Origin of the sequence: Prevotella pallens, from assembly GCF_900454935.1 — a bacterium.
Lineage (GTDB): Bacteria > Bacteroidota > Bacteroidia > Bacteroidales > Bacteroidaceae > Prevotella > Prevotella pallens.
The window spans coordinates 64,924-87,114 of the sequence record NZ_UGTP01000003.1; the positions used below are offsets into that span (position 1 = coordinate 64,924).

Sequence of the window (22,191 nt, forward strand, 5' to 3'; positions counted from 1 at the left end):
AGGAAATGCTCTCCTGTCTTCATATTTTATTTATTTGCTTGTATTTTCTTTTCCAAACTGATATATTCAATTATATATATTCCTCTTATAGGTTCTTTGAGTTCCAATAAAACGTCATATAATTTAGTCATATCTTTATCTGCAATTAGAGAATATTGAGGTAAAGAATGAAATCTACCAAAATTATGCCCTTTGAATGTGAATAAAATTTTGTCTACTCTATTGTAGGTGTAACCATTCAAAGGAAGCCTATAAGTTTCCGTCTTTCCATCAAACTTTGCTATAATAAAAAGTATAGAAAACAAGAAGAAATATAGATGTACAATTGTCTTGGCAATAGAAGTCAGATTAAATTTCAAATTCAAGGTGAAATATAAGACTAAATCTATTAACAATGCTACACATAGGATAACCAAATAATACCAAAGATGAATTACAAGTGTGCAGTAGTAATAATAAGCACAAATAAAGATAATGAGAGAAAATATAATTTTCCGTCTAGTTAATTCTTTCATTTTATTTATTATTTTCATTAGACGTTTTCTTATCTGGTCTTTCAAATGCTTTTTCAGATGCCAAATCAGCTCCTGCTACAACAAGATTCTTTTTAGTAACCGCTTTTACATATTTACGAACATCTCCTCTATATCTATCTTTCGCAATTTTTACCCTAGACGCATCACTCTTCAGTCGAGTTTCAGATTTTCCTGCTTTTTGATTTCTTTTCAACTTATTAAGCGCAGTATATAATTTTTTATTGCTGCGTTCTAATCCACTGAGCAACTCATTTGCTCTTTTCTCCATTCCTTTGTCTAATAATGTTGAGAAAGTAGCAGAAATAAACTCTTCAGTTAAATCTATTTTATTAAAGTCTATCCCTTTTTCAATGTCACCAATGATATTGGTAATCATAGTCCGAGCAACATCTATTGCAAATCGTCCCGCTTTACTATTTGCAATTTTTCCTATTGTTTTTGTTGTCCCTGCACCATCAACAAGCAAGGAGATAGCTGCCGTAGAAATACCATCAAAAGCTGCAGCTCCCCAACGGACATGGCTAAAAGCTGTTTTATAATCCATACCCTCAAAAATCCAGTTGGAAATAAAATCTACTCCAGCGGACACAACAAAGGCACTAATGCCTTCCACCGCAGCTCCTATTGGTGAATTACCATCAGGATCAAGAAGTTTTATCGGATTATTAAAAGTATAACAATATCCAGTAACGTTAGGATATTTTTCTGTCAAAGCATCCACCCCATACCAAAGGCTTGCCATAGGATTCATGTACCTTGCACCGTAATAGTACAGACCAGTTTCCTCATCAAACTGCTTGCCATTGAATTTGTACGGTAGGTCTTCACTGCTACTGTGCTCGTCAACTAATAGTTCACCGTATGGCAAGTAGGCATCATATTGCGTGATGTTGGCTTTGTCATCTGTGATGTAAGACGTGCTGCCGAGGTGGTCACTGTGATAGAAGAAGGTTTCCTCTTTCGTTGTGTCATTAGGGATGTAGCCATAACCAGCCTGCGGGTCATCAGGGTTGCTTGGGTCGTTCCAGCTTACAGGTGGACCAGGGTTGGTATTTGGTGTGGTGTTGGGGCGTGGAGTCTGAATCCAGCCCTGTGGCACATCATGGTTACCAAGTTCTGTGAGAACGGCATTATAACCAACACCCGTGTTCTCCGGATCACCATACGCACCCTTCTCTGTAGGTACACCAAGGGCTACACCCACCTTCTTATAATACGCCTCTTTCTGTGTCTGAATCTGATTCATACGTTCTGCATAGTCCTGCTGACCAGCCGTTACGTATGAACCGTTCCGTCCATAGACGTTGTTAAACAGACCTGTTCCTATCCTTGAAGCAATTCGTTTGTCACCAATGAAGTAATGCTTTGTGAAGCGATTCTTGTTGATGCAGATTATCGAAGCAGGGTAGAGCGTGAAGTTATCCGTCTTGTGGAACGTGATGCCTTGTGGTGCACCATTGATGTACACACCTTCCATCGTGCCGTAGCTCTTCATGTCTATCCTCTGTGTATATACATGAGAATCTATCATTCTTCATTTACACTCAAATACAACATTTTGATATTCCACAAAAGATTTGATTTGAAAATCTGATGTATAGTATATTGCCTCAATAAGCTCATATCTTTCGAGAGATTCTTTTACTTTTTTCATTCTCATTGATGAAAAAAGGGTCTCAGTCTCCTTCTTGATAAAAACCGTTTCTTCATCAAAAGGAGAACTTCTATAAATATAGGTAGTATCCTTGAGAGACAAAATGATATGATGTTCTTCATCATAGTATGCACTGGCTTTTCTTGTCAATTTGGTTCTGTTGACAGCTTTCTCTTCTTTCCCATTTTCATCTAAAGATCTTATTATAATTGAATTCCCGGAATATTCTACTTTAATTTGATTTTTAACTTTTCCCATAAATATCTTTTCATTTTGCTGGCTACATGAAGCAAAGCAAAATACAAGACATATTCCTATGGTCTTCCCAACTATAGTAGACTGTAAAATGTGCGAACTGAGATTTATCATTTTATTCTTTTACTTGTTTTTGGAGTTTAAGTCCCATCTCCTTCATAGTGTTTAGATAATTGACAACTCCAATGTTTGATTGGTTGTTGTCTTTCAAATCAGCATGGTCTTTGTTTCCATGAGGATCTTGGGACATCATCCTGCTTATTATTTCACTGGCTTTTATAGGATTGTCTTTATTTTCTCTATAGGCTTCTACACATTTAGAAATATAAGAACCATGTAAAGCAAGTTCGTGTGCGATTGTTTCTGACAGTGCATCTTCAGAGCGGTTGGTCACATCTAATCGAAGTTCTACATATAGCTGATTATCACTGACGAAGATGTTAAACGAACCATAATTATCACCCATATAGTCTCTTTGGACAGTATTGTCAACATTCCCCAAATCAAATTCCTGAATCCATAGAATGCAATCTGCGAATCTACCAGTACCATTAGCACCATAGTGACTCCTTCCTCCCAACTTCGCCTTGTTGAGTCTCGTCAGCGACGTTGGGTCGGCGGCATTCGTAATACCGAGGATATTGTCCACGGCATCGTAACGATACCTGTTCTCCATCACAGTCTGACCGTCCGCTGTAAGGTTCATCGCCTGCAGACGTTCACGCTGCTTGTCATATATATAGGTTGCCTCCGTGCCATTACCGAGCTTCGTATAGACCGCATGACCCTCCTTGTCGTAACCTATCCTATCAACAATAACGCTCTGACGTCCCTGTTTATTGCTCGTCAGACTCTCCACCTGTCCTGATTGTAGTGATAAGTTACCACTTCACCATCAGGATAAGTCATCGTCTGCACACGGTTTCAGCTGTCGTAGGCATACCAACTGCAAATATACAACATTTATTTTGTAAATGTGTCTTTAGATCATGGGAAAACGGGGAAGGATAGGGTGCGTTGTGCGTGCAAATGTAACCAAGCGAAAAGCATCAAAATCTCTAATTAAGTTTAATTTTTAGTTGCTGTCACTTTTAACACTTTGCTTAATTAGCTTATACACAGATGGTTAAAAGCAGAATGAGAGTGACAGAAATGACAGCAAAATAGGAAATGGTATACGGTAGGCTTGTGTACTTGGGTGGGAAAGGGCGACTGATAGTTATGGGATACGCCTGTTTATGGTAAAACGCTCCAGCATATCCACATTATCAAATACGTGTTTTCACATTATTAAATACACATTTCCACATCATCACACACACATTACCGTTTGTCATTTTGTGGGTGTATACGTATATGCGGGCGCGATAAATCGGACCCCTACGGCTGCGAACGGTTTGCGAAAATGCTGCTGACGGTCTGCGATAATGCAACGAACACCAACGAAATACACACAAAACACTCCGCAAAATACCAACAAACATTCCGTGAAATACCAACGCTCACCCACGAAATGGGGTGCGAACACTCCGTCAGGCGTAGGGGCAGATTCATCGCGCCCGTATCCTAACATCATCAAATACGCATATTTCCATAACCAAATATGTGTATTCACATTATTAAATACACACATTCATTTCACCAAATACGTATTTCCACATTATTAAATATATGCATTCATTTCATGGAATACGTGTTTTCATATTATTAAATATGTGTATTCAAATCACCGAACATGCATTTCCGTCCCCCATTTCGTGGGTGTTTTCGTATATGCGGGCACGATAAATCGGACCCCTACGGCTGCTAACGGATTGCCAATTACGTGGCGAACATTCCGCAAAATACCAACGAACAATCCGTGAAATGCGCAACGAACATTCCGCCAGGCGTAGGGGCAGATTCACCGCACACGCATATCCACATTATCAAATACGTATATTCACATTATTAAATACGTGTTTCCGTTTCAACGCACACACATATCCACATTATCAATTACGTGTTTTCACATTATTGAATACGTATATTCATTTCACCGAATACGTGCATTTGCATTACCGCACACGCATATCCACATTACCGAATACGTGCATTTGCATTATTAAATACACATTTCCACATCACCGCACACGCATTTCCGCCACCCTTTTTGTGGGTGAATACGGATATGCGGGCACGATAAATAGGACTTTTGCGGCTGCCAATGGGTGGCAACACGCCACTTCTCCCCTACTCTACTACAACAAACTGTCGCCGTAGATGGCTTCTTTTATGTTCTTTTCGTGGTCGAACACGAAACGAGCTACTATGGAACTGAGCAGCGCTGTTGATGGCATTTTTATGCTGTTGGCTGACTTCAGACGGTCGAGAACACTTTTTAAATCGGAGTCTATATACACTGTTGCCAACTTAGAATCGCGCAACTTGTATTCTTTAGCCAGATCTAAAAACATCTGCCAACTGTCTGTGGTATCGCCTTGTTGTAGTGTGTATTCGCGCGCAAGCTCTTTTCCTTCGGCTTTTGGCAACTTTTTAGCTGCCGGAGCCGACCTGTCTTTCTCGTCGGCAGGTGCCGCTGGCTTGGTGTGCAGGGTGGGTTCGTGATGCACAGGCTCGCGAATGGGTTCGGGTTCGGGTGCTATTTCTTCTTCTGGTTCGGGCTCTGCAGGGGGTGTAACTGTGGGTTTCTCTATGCCTTGCACCTTGTTTACTAATCCAGAAATACCGCCTGGCATTATAACTCTTGTTTTTTTCTTTACCATAATAGTATGTTGCTTTATTTTTTTGCTGTATGTTTTAGTTTTTAAAAACCTACTTTTTGCGTTGCAAAAGTATGGTTTTTGGCGTGCAAAAACCCACTTTTTACATTGCAAAAAGGGGGTTTTTGCATGTCTACTTCATTCGTTTTATCATATATTCGAATGCTCCCTTCACTGCTTCGCGCTGTGTAGCAAGCAGTTCGAAGGTGTTTATGCGTTTCAGTGTAGCCCTACTGTTCACCATAGGAGTAACCTTTCCAATCTGCGAAAATATGTCGTTGGTGTCGCTCCACATACGCTGCTCGTCCGATGTTCCTATACGGGGGTCTATTCGGTTTGGCACAAAAAATATTTGAGCGTGCATTTCTGGGTTCACATCTTTTAGGGCATTAATAACCTGAACGAACACTCCGGTAGAGTCTAACGTCTTGTCTTCGTATTCGTAAGGGCACACAATGTAGTCGGCATTGGTGAAAAGGGGCACCAATCCGTCCTCGCTTACGTTACCAGGAGAGTCGAATAGCACGTAACCTTCTACCTCTGAAGCCGACTCCATTAGCTGTTGCATCAGCTCGGGAGCACTTACGTCGAAGCTTTGCACACTGTATGGCTCTTCTTCGTCGTATATTTGGACGTCTTTCTGACGCTGCATTAAAATGGTTTTCTGTAAGTCGGTGTCGATAATACACACGGGTTTGCCTTTCCAACTTAAATAATTGGCAAACAGCATACATAGTGTGCTCTTACCTACTCCACCTTTCTGATTTGCAAATACTACTTTAATATTCTTCATACCTTATTATATTTTTATATTATTATGTTTGTTCGTAAATGAATTTTCCACCTTATATACATCGTATTAATGGTTGAACGATGTGTCAGAATGGGTGTTGTCGGCGTCCGTTTTGTTGCCTCTATACTTCAGCATTCGGGTTAAAAGCAAGAAACAACCGGTTTGAAACGCAATCGAAATTGTGAGCGTGATGGCTGTAAACAGACTTGGAAAGTTAAGCAAAACCAGCCATGTAGATGCAACAATAAAAATAAACGCTAACAATGCCGCAAGTAGCGCATAGCGAAGATAGGCGCACAACTTGCTGGAAGCGTGGAAATAAACCCACGCAAACACACCGAACGCAAACACAAGGTAGAACAAATGGGAAAGAAACGCCGTCCAATCGAGTAAGTCGGGAAGATCTTCGGTGCCATAATAAAGCAGCGAAAATTTGCCCAAAATGGCATAAACAACACCTAACCCCATAACTGTAGTGAGCACGTTGGCACACCTAACAAGGGACTTTTGGTGCCCTACCCCATTTAAACCACGCTGCAAAATGGCTAAAAATGCCACTTCGCAAAACAAAATTAACCCTTCGGCGGTGATGGAAACTACATCAGAAACCGACACGCTACCCTCTGTAAGCGTCTCGCCACACTGGTTTACCATAACCAGAAAAAGAGCAACGGTGCAAAAAACATACACTATTTCTAACACCTTAAGCACTTTTAGCTCGTTAGAACGCAGACTGAAATGGTCTATTATAAGCTTTTTCATATTTGTATATTTCTATTTTCGGGCTGCCATTTCGCTATAAAAGCAAGGCAAAATCCAACTATTTACATTTTTATATATTTACTTTCTGGCTGCCGTTCTGCCGTAAAAGCAAGGCAAATACCAACGTTTTACATTTTTATATATCTATTTTCGGGCTGCCGTTTCGCCATAAAAGCAGGGCAAAATCCAACGGTTTACATTTTTATATATTTACTTTCGGGCTGCCATTTCGCTATAAAAGCAAGGCAATACCAACATTTTATGTTTTTATATATTTACTTTCGGGCTGCCATTTCGCTATAAAAGCAAGGCAAAATCCAACTATTTACATTTTTATATATCTATTTTCGGGCTGCCATTTCGCCATAAAAGCAAGGCAAAAACCAACGGTTTACATTTTTATATATTTACTTTTACACATCTGTTTGTATTTAAACAGTCTATAAAATTGTATTATTCAATATTTTATATATTTACATTTATACACTTATAACTATCTTTTTATTTACCTTAAAAGGTATTATTGTATGTTTGTATATATACCTTCCGTACTCAAAAGCATACCTTTTACCCAACAGATAGTAGGGCGCGCAGCAACAAAAGCCACACTCCCCCACTCCAACTAATCGTCGGTTGAAGTGAAAGCCCTATACAATAACACCCACAAAACCAACTGAAGCACAAACTGAACAACCAACATTGTAATGCGATAGGTATCTAACGCTTGCAACGTAAGTCCACCCACGCTCGTATATAAATAGGTGTAAAACTCGCCAACCAACATAGACAGCACTGGCAAAACTGCCAAACCAATTCCGTAAAGGCGCACCCTGCCGCCAAACAACCGGGCAATGCCAATACCTAAACACAAATTAACAATGCCAATAGCCATATTATTGTAGAATGGAAACGCCAACTGAAATTTGGCAAAACCACCCAACAGCGACGTGCCATGCACCATTTGAGCCGTATCCGAAGGGATAACAGCCACCACTACCCCCAAAAAGGTAAGCACCATCACCACTATCTGCATAAGCTGCAACCAGTAATGGTTGGCTTTTAGCAAGGCATGGCGAAGCTGTTCCCACGCCAACAGCGAACAAAAAGGCACCAACAGCCCACAAAGCCATAACAATGGCGTAACCTTAGATGCCGTATCGGCAACGCTAAACCCATCTGCCGTAAGCTCATCAATATGCTGCCCATACTTTTCAGATAGTTGCAACAACATGAAAACCACACATAAGCTCACCGACCAACCCAATATTGCAACGCGACGAGACGTTACTTCAAACACATTTACCTTCATATTTTTATATATTTATAGTTTTATCTCTTTACATTAGTACCTTTAAATATTACCAAATCTTTACCTTTATAAGTACATAAACATTTGTTTAATTATGTTTTACACTATATTTGTATTTACATTAGTACCTTTAAATATTATCAAATCTTTACCTTTATAGGTACATAAACATTTGTTTAATTATGTTTTACACTATATTTGTATTTACATTATGCCATATAAATATATTAAAAGGTATACCTATAATTCAATTACAAGCAACTAAATAAAGAATTAAAGGTATATTTATATATTTACAGAAACACGCAATAATATATTAAAACAACTATTCAAAGAACGCAATTAACACCGTACTGTCAAGCGAAGAGATAGTTACTGAAACGCATTTATATTTTTATATATTTGAATTATATAGTATATATCAACGTTTTACACAACTTTCAGCCTACCGTTATCGCTATAAATGCAGCACAAATGTATATGCTTAGAAAATCAAAGATATATTTATATAAAAACATAACCTTAAAAATCTTCACATAAATACAAATGTACTACAAAACATTTAAATGGCAAAACGTTTTTAATTTTTTATAAATTGCTCTACAAAAATAGAAATCTTATTTTATATTACAATATCTTTGTTTCTTTGTTTTTATATATTTATATTTTCAATATAATAGATATCGTATTGTAATATATTTTTATTCGCTTGCCTAAATTCATCTTTTTGTTTCTTTGTTTTTATATATTTATATTGGTTTAGATTTATTTTTATACAAAGAAAGATATCTTATTATTCATATTTTTATGGTTTTATGTGGTTGTTTTTAGTGGTTGCGCACAGAACGGAATGGGAAAAGTAGATGCATTAGAAGGTATTTTCATGAGTGGGGTAGGGTAGTTGCTATGGTTAGAAAATGGATATTTGAACGGAAAAATATATTCAACAGAGAATGAAAAGCGAGAGAATGGGCAATAAAATTATATTCGGTGGCAACGCAATTGCACGAAAATAGTGGCAACAATATACAATTGAATGATACAAATTATACGAGTGCATAACACAATTTCTACGAATAGAGGGTGAAAATTCTAAGAGAATGCAACGTGATTTCTATGAGAGGGTGGTGCAAATTCCAGGAGAAGGCAACGTGATTTCTACAAATGGGTGGTGCAACTCTAAGAGAATGCAATGTGATTTCTATGAGAGGGTGGTGAAAATTCTAAGAGAATGCAACGTGATTTCTATGAGAGGGTGGCGCAAATTCTAAGAGAATGCAATGTGATTTCTATGAGAGGGTGGTGAAAATTCTAAGAGAATGCAATGTAATTTCTATGAGAGGGTGGGGCAAATTCTAAGAGAGTGCAACGTGATTTCTACAAATGGGGTGCGAATGGAGTGGGAGGCGTGAGAGCAAATTATTCTGTCCATGCATAGTTTGGTACAGTTTCGGGGAGTGAAAATTCGGTATGCACGTGTTTTTTTCCTCCATTCTGTGTATGAAAACGGTAAAAGGGTGAAATAAATCGGGGTTCTACGCTGGGAATAGGGAGGATAATTGGAACGCAATTTCTACCAGACGTGAGAACGAAATTAGGGTGCATACATATATATAAGGTGGAGTGTAAGGCACGATTCTGTATTTTTATGAGAAAATAGCCTAAGAAACAGTTTATGCAGTTTACGTGTATATATATGCTGTATTGGGTTGTTTTATATTCAATATTATAAATAACAAAAAACGAATATATTGGTATGGTAATGCAAAGATGTGTGCGTGGTGAGATGAAAACACGTAATTGATAATGTGGATATGCATATTTGATAACGAATATACACGTATCTGGTAATGTGAATATGTGCAATTGGTTATGTTAGGATACGGGCACGATGAATCTGCCCCTACGCCTGGCGGAGTGTTCGCACCCCATTTCGTAGGTGTACGTTGAGTGTTTTGCAGAGTGTTCGCCACGTAATTGGCAATCCGTCAGCAGCTGTAGGGGCCGATTTATCGTGCCCGCATATAGGAAAATACACACGAAATGGGGGGCGAATATGCGCATTTGATAATGGGAAAATGCGTATTTGGTAATGCGAATATGATTTTGGGTTATGTTAGGATACGGGCACGATGAATCGGCCCCTACGCCTGACGGAGTGTTTTGTGGTGTTTCGTGGGTGGATATTACATTATTAGTAAACCGTTTGCAACGTGTTGGTTATCTGTATGTTAAATTAGCACAGAACAAAAGGGTGGTTTTTGCATTGCAAAAGTATGGTTTTTGGCGTGCAAAAAGGGGGTTTTTGATGGACAAAAAGGGGGTTTTACATTTTTAAATTGGCAAGAACCGAAACACTGTAAATGGTATAGCGTTTAGAAAACCCAAAAGTTTTGGCGACAAAAACGGAAGATTTTTTGAAGCAAAAAACGCAAGTCTTTTTTGGAAAAAAATAGAAACGAACGCAAAAAACAATGGAACGAAAAGGGTGGGGGAGGCGTAGAAAAAAAGCAGGAAAATGGGAATGGAGCAGCAACAGAATTGTTGTTGCAAAACAAAAGGGGTAGTTTTGGGCGACAAAAAGGGAGGAAATGTGCTGTAAAAACTATGTACGACAAAATGGGAATATAGTTTTTTAAGGTGTAAAAAGGTGTATAAAGCACTGATACACATAGCAGATAAGAGATGAATTAAAGGCGAATGGCGACAAAAAAGTGAAAAGTTTGGTTAATTGTTTAAGTGTTTCTGTAGTTGTATATATTTATTTTGCTGTACATTAGCTGTTTACATATAGTTTATGGGGGGTATTTTGAACAATATTTGTTCCTAATTTGTCGTTCGAAAAATGGGCTATTTTGCAGCAGTTTTGTGGTATGGGTAGCAGAATTTAGGCAATATCGAGGAGGAAAGGTATAGAAAAGTGCGACAAAATAGTAGGGTATCAAAAAACAGAGGTATAGCCATTGTGCGACAAAAAAGGAAGTATGCTTTTGCGAAAGTGGTGCGACAAATTGGGAGAGAAAACCGAACGCAAATCGAAAGTAGGTGTATGGTGTGTTAGGGGGGTAAAAAATGGGTGGCGTTGCCCGGTTAGGAAGACTTCCGAATGCACGCAAACAGAGAATGTAGCAATATGTTTGCAGGGGCTACGGATAGAGTTTTGTATGGTGCGCATCAGGTTGTTAGCAGCAGTAGGGTTGTTTGTTGGTAGCTGAATAGCAGCCTGTTAGCAGCTGTATGAGCAGATTTGCCGTGCCTGCGTATATATATACGCCCACGAAAGTGAAATTAATGGAGGCAGAGGAGATGAATATTCAGCCACGAAACATTAACGGAGGAGAGGCGAGCACGATGAATCTGCCCATACGTCTGGCGGTTTGTGCGTTGCAGAATTGTAGAATGTGTGGTGTAGAATAGTGAAGTGTGCGTTGCAGAATTGTGGAGCTTTAATGGCAATAGTGTAGATTGTTGGCAGCTGACAGACAGTTTGTTGGCAGGCGTGGGGGACGATTTATTGTGCCTGAATATCGCAAATATTCAACAACGATGTGAGAAATACGTGCATATAGTTTCCCAAAGTGTCGCTGAAAGGTATTTTTTAGGCATATAAATATTGCTCCCATTGTGTCGTAAGCAATATTTAAGAATGTGTATTCAGCACGTTATCAAGCATTTACAAGTATGTAAATGTAAAAACAGTAATGGTATTCAACACCATAAAAAACAAATTTTGGTGGGGTGGGGGAGTAGTATTTAGAAACAGAAAGTGGTGTTTTTGGCGCATTTGGGATATGTTTTCGGCGTCAAAAAAGTGAAAAATTCCCATTCTGTCGCCCCTATTCTCCCATTCTGTCGTGCCGAAATGGTGTCGAGTTACCTATTTGTCGTAGACAAATTACGTATTTGTCGCATTCAAATTACTAATCTGTCGCAGATAAGTTCCATATTTGTCGTATGTAGAAATCGTTATAAATTGAATGTCAGATAGTTATCCGTACCCTATATAATCTATTATAATGATTAAGAAAATGATATTCTAAGAGAGACGATAGAGTTTTGTTTTGAGTATGGGAGATATTCGTTTCAGCTACAATGATGATTTTAACAAAACGTTTTTGCGACCCTCCCAATTTGTCGCCGATAGGTTTTTGCGGTGTAAAAGTATGGTTTTTGTGGTGCGAAAGTATGGTTTTTGCGGTGCGAAAGTATGGTTTTTGTAGTGCGAAAGTATGGTATTTCGTGGGTGGACGTGGTTATTTGCGGGGTGTTCGCCATGTAATTGGCAGGCCGTTCGCAGCTGTAGGGGCCGATTTATCGTGCCCGCATATACGTAAACACACACGAAATGGAGGGGGAAATGCGGATTTGGTTATGTGGAAATGCGTATTTAGTAATGGGAATATGCATTTTTGTTTATGTTAGGATACGGGCGCGATGAATCGGCCCCTACGCCTGGCGGGGTGTTTCGTGAGGCATTTCGTGGGTGGACGTTGAGTGTTTGCGGAGTGTTCGCCACGTAATTGGCAGGCCGTCAGCAGCTGTAGGGTCCGATTTATCGTGCCCGCATATACGTAAACACCCACGAAATGTGGAGGGGAAATGCGTGTGCGGTGAAATGAATGTGTGTATTTGATGATGGTTAAATATGTATTCGATGAAATGAATGCACGTGTTTGATGATGTGGATATGTGTGTGTGATAATGTGGATACATATATTCGGTAGTGCGGATATGTGTATTTGATGATGCAAGGATACGGGCGCGATGAATCGGCCCCCTACGCCTAGCGGGGTGTTCGTGAGGTGTTTCGTGGGTGGGTGTGGGTGTTTTGTGGAATGTTAGGAACGATTTTTGGGTTTTAGAAAGAGTCGGACAGCTATATAAAGTGCATTTAGAATTAGCATAAATATCCAGAAAGTTAAGAAAGAATGGTCGTATTTAAAACTTATAAATATTCCTAATGCGGATATAAATGGCATAATATACAATGTGGTGTTTAATGTTTTGATATGTTTTTGTGGGAATAATTTTCTTCTAAATCCGTTTATTATGGTTGAAATTTGGGCGATGAACCCCACGCCAAACAGTATGTATATGGCGCACCAATATAGGTTGCTCGATTGTAAAAGGGGTTTTAGCGCAAATAAGAGTAGGAAAATGGTGATGCAAATGTTTACTATTAGTGTTGTTTTTTTCATATTCTGTTGTAAATTTTATACGTTTTTTTATGTTTGTATGTTGGGGCATTGTTGTGCGGAGTGCCGAATGATGCAGCGTGTTTTGCAGCGTTTTGGCAGACCGTCAGCAATGTTTGGCAATTCGTTCGCAGCGCATCCGCAATCGGTTCGCAACCAATTTCGTGGGTGTACGTGGGTATATTGCGGAATGTTTTGCAATCCATTTCGGGGTGTTCGCCACGCATTTGTGGAACGTTCGCAACGTGTTCGTTTTCTGTATGTTACATATTCGCATTACAAAAGTATGGTTTTTGCGGTGCAAAAGTATGGTTTTTGACGTGCAAAAAGGGGGTTTTTGAGTTACAAAAGTATGGTTTTTGTTTTTTGAATGTTGCATTGTTGCAATTTGTTCGCCACGCATTTGTGGAATGTTCGCAACATTGTTGCAAATTGTTCGCCACGTTGTTGCAATTCGTTTGCCACGCATTCGCAATTTGTTCGCCACATTGTTGCAATCCGTTTGCCACGCATTCGCAATTTGTTCGCCACGTTGTTGCAATTTGTTTGCCACGTTTTCGCACCTCATAAGCAGCGTTGTTGCAATTTGTCTGCAAGCAAAAAGCCTAAACCTTCTATGTGTATAGAAGAGTTTAGGCCACCAAAAATATTATGAAATGAATTAGTTTTGTATCTTATTTTGCTGCAATACACTCCACTTCAACCAGTGCGTTCTTTGGCAAAGTCTTTACTGCTATTGCCGAGCGAGCGGGGAATGGTTCGCTAAAAAACTCTGCATACACTTCGTTCATAGCAGCAAAGTTGTTCATATCCGATAGGAATACGGTGGTTTTCATAACGTTTGCCATACTTATTCCTGCTTCTTCCAGAATAGCTTTTGCGTTTGTTAGCGATTGTCTGGTTTGTTCTTTGATGCCTCCGGGTACAAATTCGCCTGTTGCAGGGTCTATTGGTAGTTGTCCAGAAGTAATAACCAGTCCGTTAGCTTCTATAGCTTGGCTGTATGGTCCAATGGCTTTTGGTGCTTTGTTTGTGTTTATAACTTTCATAATAATGGTTTTTATAAATTGTTATTATACCCTAATTAGGTGTGTGTGGGGTGCGTTTTTTCTGTCCGCTTCCCTTATTTTACACAAAGGTACTATTTTTTTTATAATCTGCAAATTAGTTTCTTACTTTTTTATATCGTATTTTTGGAAATATAGAAGAGTTTATTTCGCGAACCGAAATGGTTATGAAAGTTTAACAAAAAATATTTTTTACGTTGAACATATACTGCACAATGGTGGTTGTATATTTGCACCTGAAACGGGTCGAAATATGGCTAACGATCTGTAGAAGCGTGATTATTAATTAGTTGTGTCTGCCCTTTGGCTACTCCATAGTGGTTTGTGCACGACGGGTTTATTAACCTTAATTTTATTATTTGGCAATTTTAGGTTTTGTGTTTATTAACATTTCCTATGCCGTTAAACTTTTTTTTAATTATTATGAAAGTAGTTTCGAAGACCCATTTGGGCAACAATCGCTGGTCTGGCGATGATGAATTGAAGATGAAAGCAATGGTAGCTGCCGATTTTTCGGAGTTATTGAACCACGATTATGTGGAGGGTTTACGGTGGACGAGTACTAAAACCGATTTAGTGGAGCTGTCTCATCTTGTGTGGGAGACGGGTTTGCTGCTCGATTCGCATGGCATTCCAATGAGTTTTTGCACTATTGTGCGTTGCATTTGTGCTGTGTTGAATGTTGTTCCGCCCGATAATCCTTCGAGTGTTTTAGACAAGTTGCGTCGTAGAAAGAACATTCGTGTGCGTCCTATAGTGGAGCGTTACATGTTGTTGTATAGCGAGCAGGGCATATTGCACCCTATGCGTTTAGACATTAAGCGTAGGCGTGTGCGCTATGTGTAGTGTTGTTGTGGGGTGGGGTGTGCGTGTTTGGCATAGTTGCTACGGGTAGTGGCTTTTCTGGTTGTTCATTTTTGTTGTGCAGCCCCGCCTTTTTTAGAGAGCAAAAACCCCCTTTTTGGCGTGCAAAAAGGGGGTTTTTGGTGTGCAAAAGTATGGTTTTTGAAATGCAAAAAGGGGGTTTTTGTTTTCAGAATGCGTAACCATCACGAAATAAACAAGTTGTGCACGGTTTAGTATGATGCATTGAATATTCACGAAACAAGTTGCAGACGAGTTATGATAATGTTGTGTACGGTTTGCGATGACGTGTTACATATATTATAATAATGTGGCGAACAATCTGCAAAACACCAACGAGCATTCCGTTAGGCGTAGGGGACCGATTCATCGTGCCCGTATTTTTGCATAACCAAAAATGTGTATTTCCATAACCCAAAACGCATTTCCACATTATTAAATACGTGTATTCGTTTCATCGTGCCCGTATCCTTGCATTATCAAATATGTATATTCACGTCATTAAATACGTGTATTCGATTCATCGCACACGCATATCCACATTATCAATTACGTGTTTTCACATCATTAAATACACATTTCCACATCACCACACGCACATATCCGTTTGCCATTTCGTGGGTGTTTTCGTATATGCGGGCGCGATAAATCGGACCCCTACGGCTGCTAACGGATTGCCAAAATGTTGCTAACGGATTGCCAAAATGTTGCTAACGGATAACCATAATGTTGCAAACGGATTGCCAAACTATTCGTGGTGATACGGTTCGCCCCGTATAATGCTGCATGCGCGGTAGAGTTGTTCAACGAAAATAAGGCGTACCATCTGGTGCGAGAATGTCATTTTAGAAAGCGAAATCTTTTCGTTTGCTCTGCTATACACAGCTTCCGAAAAGCCGTATGCGCCACCAATAACAAACACAAGATGCTTTGCTGTGTTCTGTTTCTTTTGTAACCATGCGGCATAGTCTATCGACCGAAACTCTTTTCCGTGCTCATCTAGCAGCACAACCGTGTCGGCAGTTTGTATTTCGCGTAGAATTGTTTCGCCCTCGCGTATTTTTTGTTGTGCTTCAGACAGTTTTTTAGTGTTTTTTAGTTCGGGAATGGTAACTATTTTAAATGGAATGTAGTGTCCAATTCGTCCCACATAGTCGGCTATTGCGTGTGCAAACAGTTCGTTGTTAGTACGTCCCACCAATATTAAAGTGGCTTTCATTTGCTATTTTTTGTAGGCGTTTTTGCGTTTAGGGTTCATTGGGAACCACCCTTTTTCTACCCTTTTCACTTGTTCAAACAGTTCTCCGATGCCCCAAAGAAGCGATGCTCCCGTTACGCCAAGTAGTGCCGACCAGAATATATCTGCCACAAACAGAGCCGAAACGCAGCAAACTATGCCTCCCACAAGCCATAGCCACCAGCCTTTTGTGCCAAAATAAAATTCCCATTTCACTACTACGGGGTGTAGCAATCCTATTATAAAAAAGGTGCAAACCGCCAAAATTACACCTTGAAAATATATTTCCATTCTGTTGTATGTTAGTTTTAATTTTGAAAATCGGACACAAAAATACAAAAATAATCCTATATTTAAGGTATATATTCTATTTATTTCTGTATATTTGCACTGTTTAATGCCCTTCAGCACACCCCTCTGTGCAAATGTAAAATGGGGTGGGGGCAACCAAACTATATAGTAATAACGTCCGAGGGACGTAAAAACACCCCTCAATAAAACTATCAGGTAACTATGCAGAACAAAGAACTTATTGCCCAATGCGAGCAAAAGGCACAACAATGGCTTGCTCCTGCTTTCGACGAAGATACACGAAAGGCAGTTGAAAACATGCTAAACAGCGACAACAAAGATGCTCTTATAGAGTCGTTTTATAAAGATCTTGAGTTTGGAACAGGCGGTTTGCGTGGCATTATGGGCGCAGGCACAAACCGAATGAACATCTACACCGTTGGAATGGCTACACAAGGCTTTGCCAACTACCTAAAAATGTGCTTCAAAAACATGCAACAAATATCGGTAGTAGTGTGCCACGACTGTCGCAACAACTCTCGTTTGTTTGCCGAAACAGTAGCCAACATCTTCTCGGCAAACGGCATAAAGGTTTATCTTTTCGACGATTTGCGACCCACACCAGAGTGTTCTTTCGCCATAAGACACTTTAAAGCGCAGGGCGGAGTGAACATTACGGCAAGCCACAACCCACGCGAATACAACGGATACAAAGCATATTGGGACGATGGCGCACAGGTTTTGGCTCCTCACGATAAGGGAATTATCAACCAGGTGAACCAAGTTAAGATAGAAGATGTGCAGTTTAAGGGCAACAAAAACCTTATTGAAATAATTGGAGAAGACGTAGATAAGGCATACCTAAACATGGTAAAAACAGTTTGTATAGACCCCGATGTAATTAAACGTCAGCACAATCTCTGCATAGTTTACACACCTTTGCACGGCGCCGGACGAGTTATTATACCACGTTCGCTACAAGAATGGGGATTCACAAACGTGCATTGCGTAAAGGAACAAATGGTAAAAGATGGAAACTTCCCCACAGTAGACCGTCCAAACCCCGAAATTGCCGAAGCATTAACATTGGGCTTGAGAGACGCAAAGGCATTAGATGCCGATATTTTGATGGCTTCCGACCCCGACGCCGACCGTGTTGGTATGGCTTGTAAAGATAGTAACGGCGAATGGATTCTAATAAATGGAAACCAAACCTGCCTTATTTTCCTATGGTATATCATAACAAACAGACAGGCTTTAGGCAAAATGACACCTAAAGACTATATTGTTAAAACCATTGTAACCACCGAAGTAATTGCACAAATTGCCAAAAAACAACACATAGAAATGCGCGATTGCTACACCGGATTTAAGTGGATAGCACACGAAATAGCACTTACCGAAGGACAAAAAAACTATATTGGCGGCGGAGAAGAGAGCTATGGATTCCTTGCAGAAGACTTTGTGCGCGACAAAGATGCCGTTAGTGCATGTTCGTTGTTGGCAGAAATATGCGCGTATGCTAAGGATAAAGGCAAAACTCTCTACGATTTGCTAATGGATATATACCTTGAATATGGCTTCAGCGAGGAACATACGGTGAACGTAGAACGCCCGGGCAAGAGCGGAGCAGACGAAATTCAGCAGATGATGCGTAACTTCCGCACCACACCACCTACCAATTTGGGAGGCAGTACCGTGTGTTTGTGGAAAGACTACGAGGCGCTTGAAGCAACCGATGCCACAGGAACGAAAACAAAAATAACAATGCCCGAAAGCAGCAACGTGCTACAATGGTTCTGCACAGACGGCACAAAGGTGAGCGTTCGCCCATCGGGAACAGAACCTAAAATTAAGTTCTACATAGAAGTTAAGGACAAGATGCAAACCGCAGCCGACTTTAAAGCTTGTCGTGCACGTGCCTACGAAAAGATAGAAGCTATAAAAAAGAGCCTTAATCTGTAGGCTGTTTTAGTTTCAAAATATCTCCTAAAACCTTTTTTACCCAAAGGTTTTAGGAGTTTTTTTTGTGTATACGTGGGCAAAATAAGGCGTTTCGCAGTGTGTTCGTTGCAAAATTCTTGGGTGTTTGCAATGTTTTGGCAATCCGTTCGCAATATTTTGGCAGACCGTCAGCAGCTGTAGGGGCCGATTTATCGTGCCCGCATATACGAAAACACCCACGAAATGGGGAACGAGAATGCGTGTGCGGTGAAATGGAAACGCATATTTAATAATGTGAAAACACGTATATTTTGAAATGGACACACATTTTTGGTAATATCAGGATACGGGTGCGATGAATCGGTCCCCTACGCCTGACGGAATGTTCGCAACCAATTTCGTGGGTGAACGCCACCCATTTTGTGAATATGCAATGCGTCATAGAAAACTGGGTGTAACTTGTTTGTTCTGTGGGTGTTACGTATTCAGAAAATAAAAAGGGGGTTTTTGCAACATAAAAACCCCCTTTTTGCACGCTAAAAACCCCCTTTTTGCACTACAAAAACCATACTTTTAAAACGCAACAATATTCTTATGGTGGCGCACCTACCATACTTGCCAAATGCAATGCACACATTTTGGCACAACAAACACGCTATTTCTGCGTTGCTAAAACTATTTTTTGTGCCTGCAATGCCCTGTTTATGGGCTATCTGGAAACTGCCTAAATACTACCCACAATACTACCCATAAGAAACTTGATATGCCTTTCGCTATGTTGTACCTTTGCAAATGTAAAACAACAAACGGTTTTCTAACAACCAAATGCTACAAAAACGCTACAACATATTTATATATATAGTTAGCCAAAAACGTAAAAGCATAAAAACAAAACTATAAAAACATATAACAAGACAAAAATATGAAATTAACATTAGACGACTATTTATCGCCCCACTTCACAGTTGGCGAGTTCTTTAGATCGGGAACTGCCATTAGGTTGGGCATAAACAACACCCCCGATGCCTATCCCGACGAAGGCATTAGCACCGAAGAGGTGATTGAAAACCTAAGAGCACTGTGCACAGAAGTGCTCGAACCACTACGGCAAAGGGTGGGGCGGGTGATTATAACAAGTGGATACAGGTGCAAAAAACTAAACAAAGCAGTGGGCGGAGTGTGGAACTCGCAACACCTAAAGGGCGAAGCTGCCGACATTTTTGTGCCTAACACAGAAACAGCAATGCGCTATGGACACATTCTGGAACAGCATTCGGCGGTGCAACAACTATTGTTAGAACCGCTCGGAGCTAAGCAAAAACGATGGATTCACGTGGGATATAAACGACAAAAATAGGACTTTCGGCGACAAATTAGGAACAAATTTGCTTGCTAAATATGTTATGCCGATACACCTTATTATATATAACGCAAAACGTAGGTGGGTAGTCTGCCTATGAATATCAGTTTTATTTTTAAATTTTTATTAACCTTTTAATTCTTAAAAAATTATGGCATTAAAGTACAAAATGTACCAATTACACACTGCAAAGCACCAGTACAACAATTATTGGTATGCCCGTGTAGCCTATATGGGCACCTTAGACACTCGCCAATTGGCAGCTCGCATTAGCGAACGATGCACAGTTACAGAGTCGGACATACTTGCTGTGCTCAGCGCTTTGGTAGTAGAGATGACGCATAACCTGCAAAACGGAATGCGAATAAAGCTCGACAACTTCGGAACTTTTAAGCTTTCCATCAGTTCAAAGGGCGAAAAGGAACGCAAAGACTTTATTCCTGCAAAGAATATAAAGAAAACTCGCGTGCTGTTTCAACCGTATACACGCGTGGGAGTGGATAATTCGCGCTTTAAAAGCTTCGTTACTGGTGTGCAAGTAGAGGAACTTACCGCCTACAAAGGTAGCCGAACGAAAAAGAAAGAAGGCGAAACCACCGGAGGAGGAACTAATCCCAGTGGCGGACAATCGCACCCATAAGTAGCCAATGTTGCCAAACTTTGCTAACCGTAAGGGGTTTAGGGTCTGCCAATAATGGCACTAAAAACCAGAGAAACCAATGTGCACTGCTTGCTAAAAACAGTTGCAAACAATGCAAAAACAGTGCTGCGTGGTTTCTTTGGTAGTTCCAAAAACACAAAAAAATCTTTTTATTAACCGTTTAAAACCGTAAAATTATGAACAAAGACAAATGGAAATTCATTGTACAGTTAGTTCTTTCAGTGCTCACAGCCATAGCAACCACGCTGGGAATGGGGTCGTGCAGATAAGCAAAAAATACGCATAGAGCGGACGAATGCTATCTGTGTTGCGCAAAAATCAATAGAAAACACATTGCAAAAACACTCATCAAACAACTTAGAATATCGTTTTCTAATCAGTTATAATGATTATATAGCAATGTGTAAACAACTGAAATACAAGGTCTTTTGGCACATAACAACCGACAAAATAGTAGGTTAGAGCCGACAAGAAAGGAAGAACGCTTCGACAAGTTTGTAGGTTTTGTGCGACAGAAAGGGAATGTACACACGAAAAAAACGACACATTGGGAGGCAGGCAATTACCAAAACGGAAGTTGCTTGCCTCTTTTTTGTGTTTCGGGCGTATATTTATGGCATTTGTATGGTGTAGCAACGGTTTTCGTGTAGTATGTGTTCTGTTTGTTGGTTGCTATATTTCGGTAAAACCAAACTGTGCCCATCGCATTGCACTTTTAGCCTTTTTGCATAACAATTTGGCAACCAACGTGTTGCAAAGTAGTGGCAACAAATAGGGAATATGTATAGAAACGCATTGCACAGTGTGGCAACAAATAGGGAATATGTATGGAAACGCATTGCAACGGTGTGGCAACAAATAGGGAATATGTACAGAAACGCATTGCAACAGTGTGGCAACAAATGGGGAATATGTATGGAAACGCATTGCAACAGTGTGGCAACAAATGGGGAATATGTACAGAAATGCATTGCAACAGTGTGGCAACAAATAGGGAATATGTATGGAAACACATTGCAACGGTGTGGCAACAAATAGGGAATATGTACAGAAACGCATTGCAACAGTGTGGCAACAAGCCGGAGAAAAGTATGGAAAGGCATAACAAGCAAACTGCGACAAGAAAGTAAAAAACTCTATGTTGTGAGCAGAAACACTTAGTTTCGACGCTCGTTTAACATAACTTTTCACTTTTTTGTCGCAGTTTATATATTTATATAAAGGCAAGCAATGGGGCGAAATGTTTGTAGAAGTTAGTCGTTTGAAGGTTGGTTTAATTATAGAAGCGTCTTTCTGAGATCTCCAATGCCTGCCTTTTATTAGTGTGTTCTCTCGCTTTAATGTTATGGAACACGTTTCGTCCCATTCTCATTTAGGCACTCCTATCCTTCATCTTTGTTATTCTCATTTTCATCTAACTGGCGTATGCACCTCTCGCAAGGTATTTTAGCCATTTGCTAAACCAATGAAACCTTACGCTTAAGGTAGTATAAATCTAAAA

Annotated in this window: 18 protein-coding genes and 2 pseudogenes; 9 read left to right on the forward strand and 11 right to left on the reverse strand. The window is 39.9% G+C overall.

Going from position 1 to position 22,191, the window contains the following annotated elements; translation table 11 throughout:
• Positions 1 to 26: 26 nt before the first annotated feature.
• From DX009_RS10925 to DX009_RS10960, 8 genes and pseudogenes are all read right to left on the reverse strand, one after another.
• A complete protein-coding gene (locus DX009_RS10925; RefSeq protein ID WP_245944641.1) occupies positions 27 to 533 on the reverse strand; it encodes a hypothetical protein in 507 nt (168 codons plus the stop codon).
• Positions 517 to 2,031: pseudogene (locus DX009_RS10930) on the reverse strand (RHS repeat domain-containing protein); the annotation flags it as partial. The pseudogene DX009_RS10930 and the gene DX009_RS10925, both read right to left, overlap by 17 nt.
• Positions 2,032 to 2,070: 39 nt before the next feature.
• Entirely contained in the window at positions 2,071 to 2,448 is a 378-nt protein-coding gene (locus DX009_RS10935; RefSeq protein ID WP_115084105.1) for a hypothetical protein, read from the reverse strand.
• A gap of 112 nt (positions 2,449 to 2,560) precedes the next feature.
• A pseudogene (locus tag DX009_RS13840) lies at positions 2,561 to 3,363 on the reverse strand (hypothetical protein).
• 1,322 nt (positions 3,364 to 4,685) lie between these two features.
• Positions 4,686 to 5,210, reverse strand: a complete 525-nt coding sequence (locus DX009_RS10945; protein WP_006045769.1) for a hypothetical protein — start codon at positions 5,208 to 5,210, stop codon at positions 4,686 to 4,688.
• 130 nt (positions 5,211 to 5,340) lie between these two features.
• Positions 5,341 to 6,000 carry a ParA family protein gene (locus DX009_RS10950; protein WP_006045768.1) on the reverse strand — a complete coding sequence of 220 codons (660 nt, stop codon included), beginning with the start codon at positions 5,998 to 6,000 and terminating at the stop codon, positions 5,341 to 5,343.
• Positions 6,001 to 6,066: 66 nt separating this feature from the next.
• Positions 6,067 to 6,762: a hypothetical protein gene (locus tag DX009_RS10955; protein WP_115084106.1), complete on the reverse strand. Its 696-nt coding sequence runs from the start codon at positions 6,760 to 6,762 to the stop codon at positions 6,067 to 6,069.
• A 622-nt stretch (positions 6,763 to 7,384) separates the two neighbouring features.
• Entirely contained in the window at positions 7,385 to 8,071 is a 687-nt protein-coding gene (locus DX009_RS10960) for a hypothetical protein (protein ID WP_115084107.1), read from the reverse strand.
• Between the two features lie 2,442 nt (positions 8,072 to 10,513).
• On the opposite strand from DX009_RS10960, the gene DX009_RS10970 reads away from it, so the two are divergent.
• The 3 genes from DX009_RS10970 to DX009_RS10975 all read left to right on the forward strand — a co-directional run bounded on the left by DX009_RS10970 (position 10,514) and on the right by DX009_RS10975 (position 11,488).
• Positions 10,514 to 10,702 (forward strand): hypothetical protein, encoded by a 189-nt coding sequence (locus tag DX009_RS10970; RefSeq protein ID WP_115084109.1) that lies wholly within the window; start codon positions 10,514 to 10,516, stop codon positions 10,700 to 10,702.
• A gap of 353 nt (positions 10,703 to 11,055) precedes the next feature.
• Positions 11,056 to 11,286, forward strand: a complete 231-nt coding sequence (locus DX009_RS13410) for a hypothetical protein (RefSeq protein WP_181792362.1) — start codon at positions 11,056 to 11,058, stop codon at positions 11,284 to 11,286.
• Between the two features lie 22 nt (positions 11,287 to 11,308).
• Positions 11,309 to 11,488: a hypothetical protein gene (locus DX009_RS10975; RefSeq protein WP_115084110.1), complete on the forward strand. Its 180-nt coding sequence runs from the start codon at positions 11,309 to 11,311 to the stop codon at positions 11,486 to 11,488.
• Between the two features lie 2,452 nt (positions 11,489 to 13,940).
• Here DX009_RS10975 and DX009_RS10990 read toward each other — a convergent pair.
• Positions 13,941 to 14,315, reverse strand: a complete 375-nt coding sequence (locus DX009_RS10990) for a RidA family protein (protein ID WP_115084113.1) — start codon at positions 14,313 to 14,315, stop codon at positions 13,941 to 13,943.
• 441 nt (positions 14,316 to 14,756) lie between these two features.
• Here DX009_RS10990 and DX009_RS10995 point away from each other — a divergent pair, with 441 nt between their 5' ends.
• Complete coding sequence (locus tag DX009_RS10995; protein ID WP_040595832.1) at positions 14,757 to 15,179, forward strand: hypothetical protein; 423 nt, start codon at positions 14,757 to 14,759, stop codon at positions 15,177 to 15,179.
• Between the two features lie 766 nt (positions 15,180 to 15,945).
• On the opposite strand, the gene rlmH is transcribed toward DX009_RS10995, so the two are convergent.
• Both rlmH and DX009_RS11005 read right to left on the reverse strand, forming a co-directional pair.
• On the reverse strand, positions 15,946 to 16,416 hold the full coding sequence (gene rlmH / locus DX009_RS11000; protein ID WP_115084114.1) for a 23S rRNA (pseudouridine(1915)-N(3))-methyltransferase RlmH: 471 nt from the start codon (positions 16,414 to 16,416) through the stop codon (positions 15,946 to 15,948).
• Positions 16,417 to 16,419: 3 nt separating this feature from the next.
• The gene (locus tag DX009_RS11005; protein ID WP_006045752.1) at positions 16,420 to 16,725 is read right to left on the reverse strand and encodes a DUF4491 family protein; all 306 of its coding nucleotides are present in this window, start codon (positions 16,723 to 16,725) and stop codon (positions 16,420 to 16,422) included.
• 222 nt (positions 16,726 to 16,947) lie between these two features.
• Here DX009_RS11005 and DX009_RS11010 point away from each other — a divergent pair, with 222 nt between their 5' ends.
• From DX009_RS11010 to DX009_RS11025, 5 genes are all read left to right on the forward strand, one after another.
• Positions 16,948 to 18,690 carry a phospho-sugar mutase gene (locus tag DX009_RS11010; protein WP_115084115.1) on the forward strand — a complete coding sequence of 581 codons (1,743 nt, stop codon included), beginning with the start codon at positions 16,948 to 16,950 and terminating at the stop codon, positions 18,688 to 18,690.
• Between the two features lie 901 nt (positions 18,691 to 19,591).
• On the forward strand, positions 19,592 to 20,026 hold the full coding sequence (locus DX009_RS11015; protein ID WP_115084116.1) for a D-Ala-D-Ala carboxypeptidase family metallohydrolase: 435 nt from the start codon (positions 19,592 to 19,594) through the stop codon (positions 20,024 to 20,026).
• Between the two features lie 154 nt (positions 20,027 to 20,180).
• A complete protein-coding gene (locus DX009_RS11020; RefSeq protein ID WP_115084117.1) occupies positions 20,181 to 20,669 on the forward strand; it encodes an HU family DNA-binding protein in 489 nt (162 codons plus the stop codon).
• A 197-nt stretch (positions 20,670 to 20,866) separates the two neighbouring features.
• Positions 20,867 to 20,959, forward strand: coding sequence for a smalltalk protein (locus tag DX009_RS13415; RefSeq protein ID WP_156792528.1), 93 nt, complete (start codon positions 20,867 to 20,869; stop codon positions 20,957 to 20,959).
• 558 nt (positions 20,960 to 21,517) lie between these two features.
• Positions 21,518 to 21,820 carry a hypothetical protein gene (locus DX009_RS11025; protein ID WP_115084118.1) on the forward strand — a complete coding sequence of 101 codons (303 nt, stop codon included), beginning with the start codon at positions 21,518 to 21,520 and terminating at the stop codon, positions 21,818 to 21,820.
• The last annotated feature ends 371 nt before the right edge of the window (positions 21,821 to 22,191 follow it).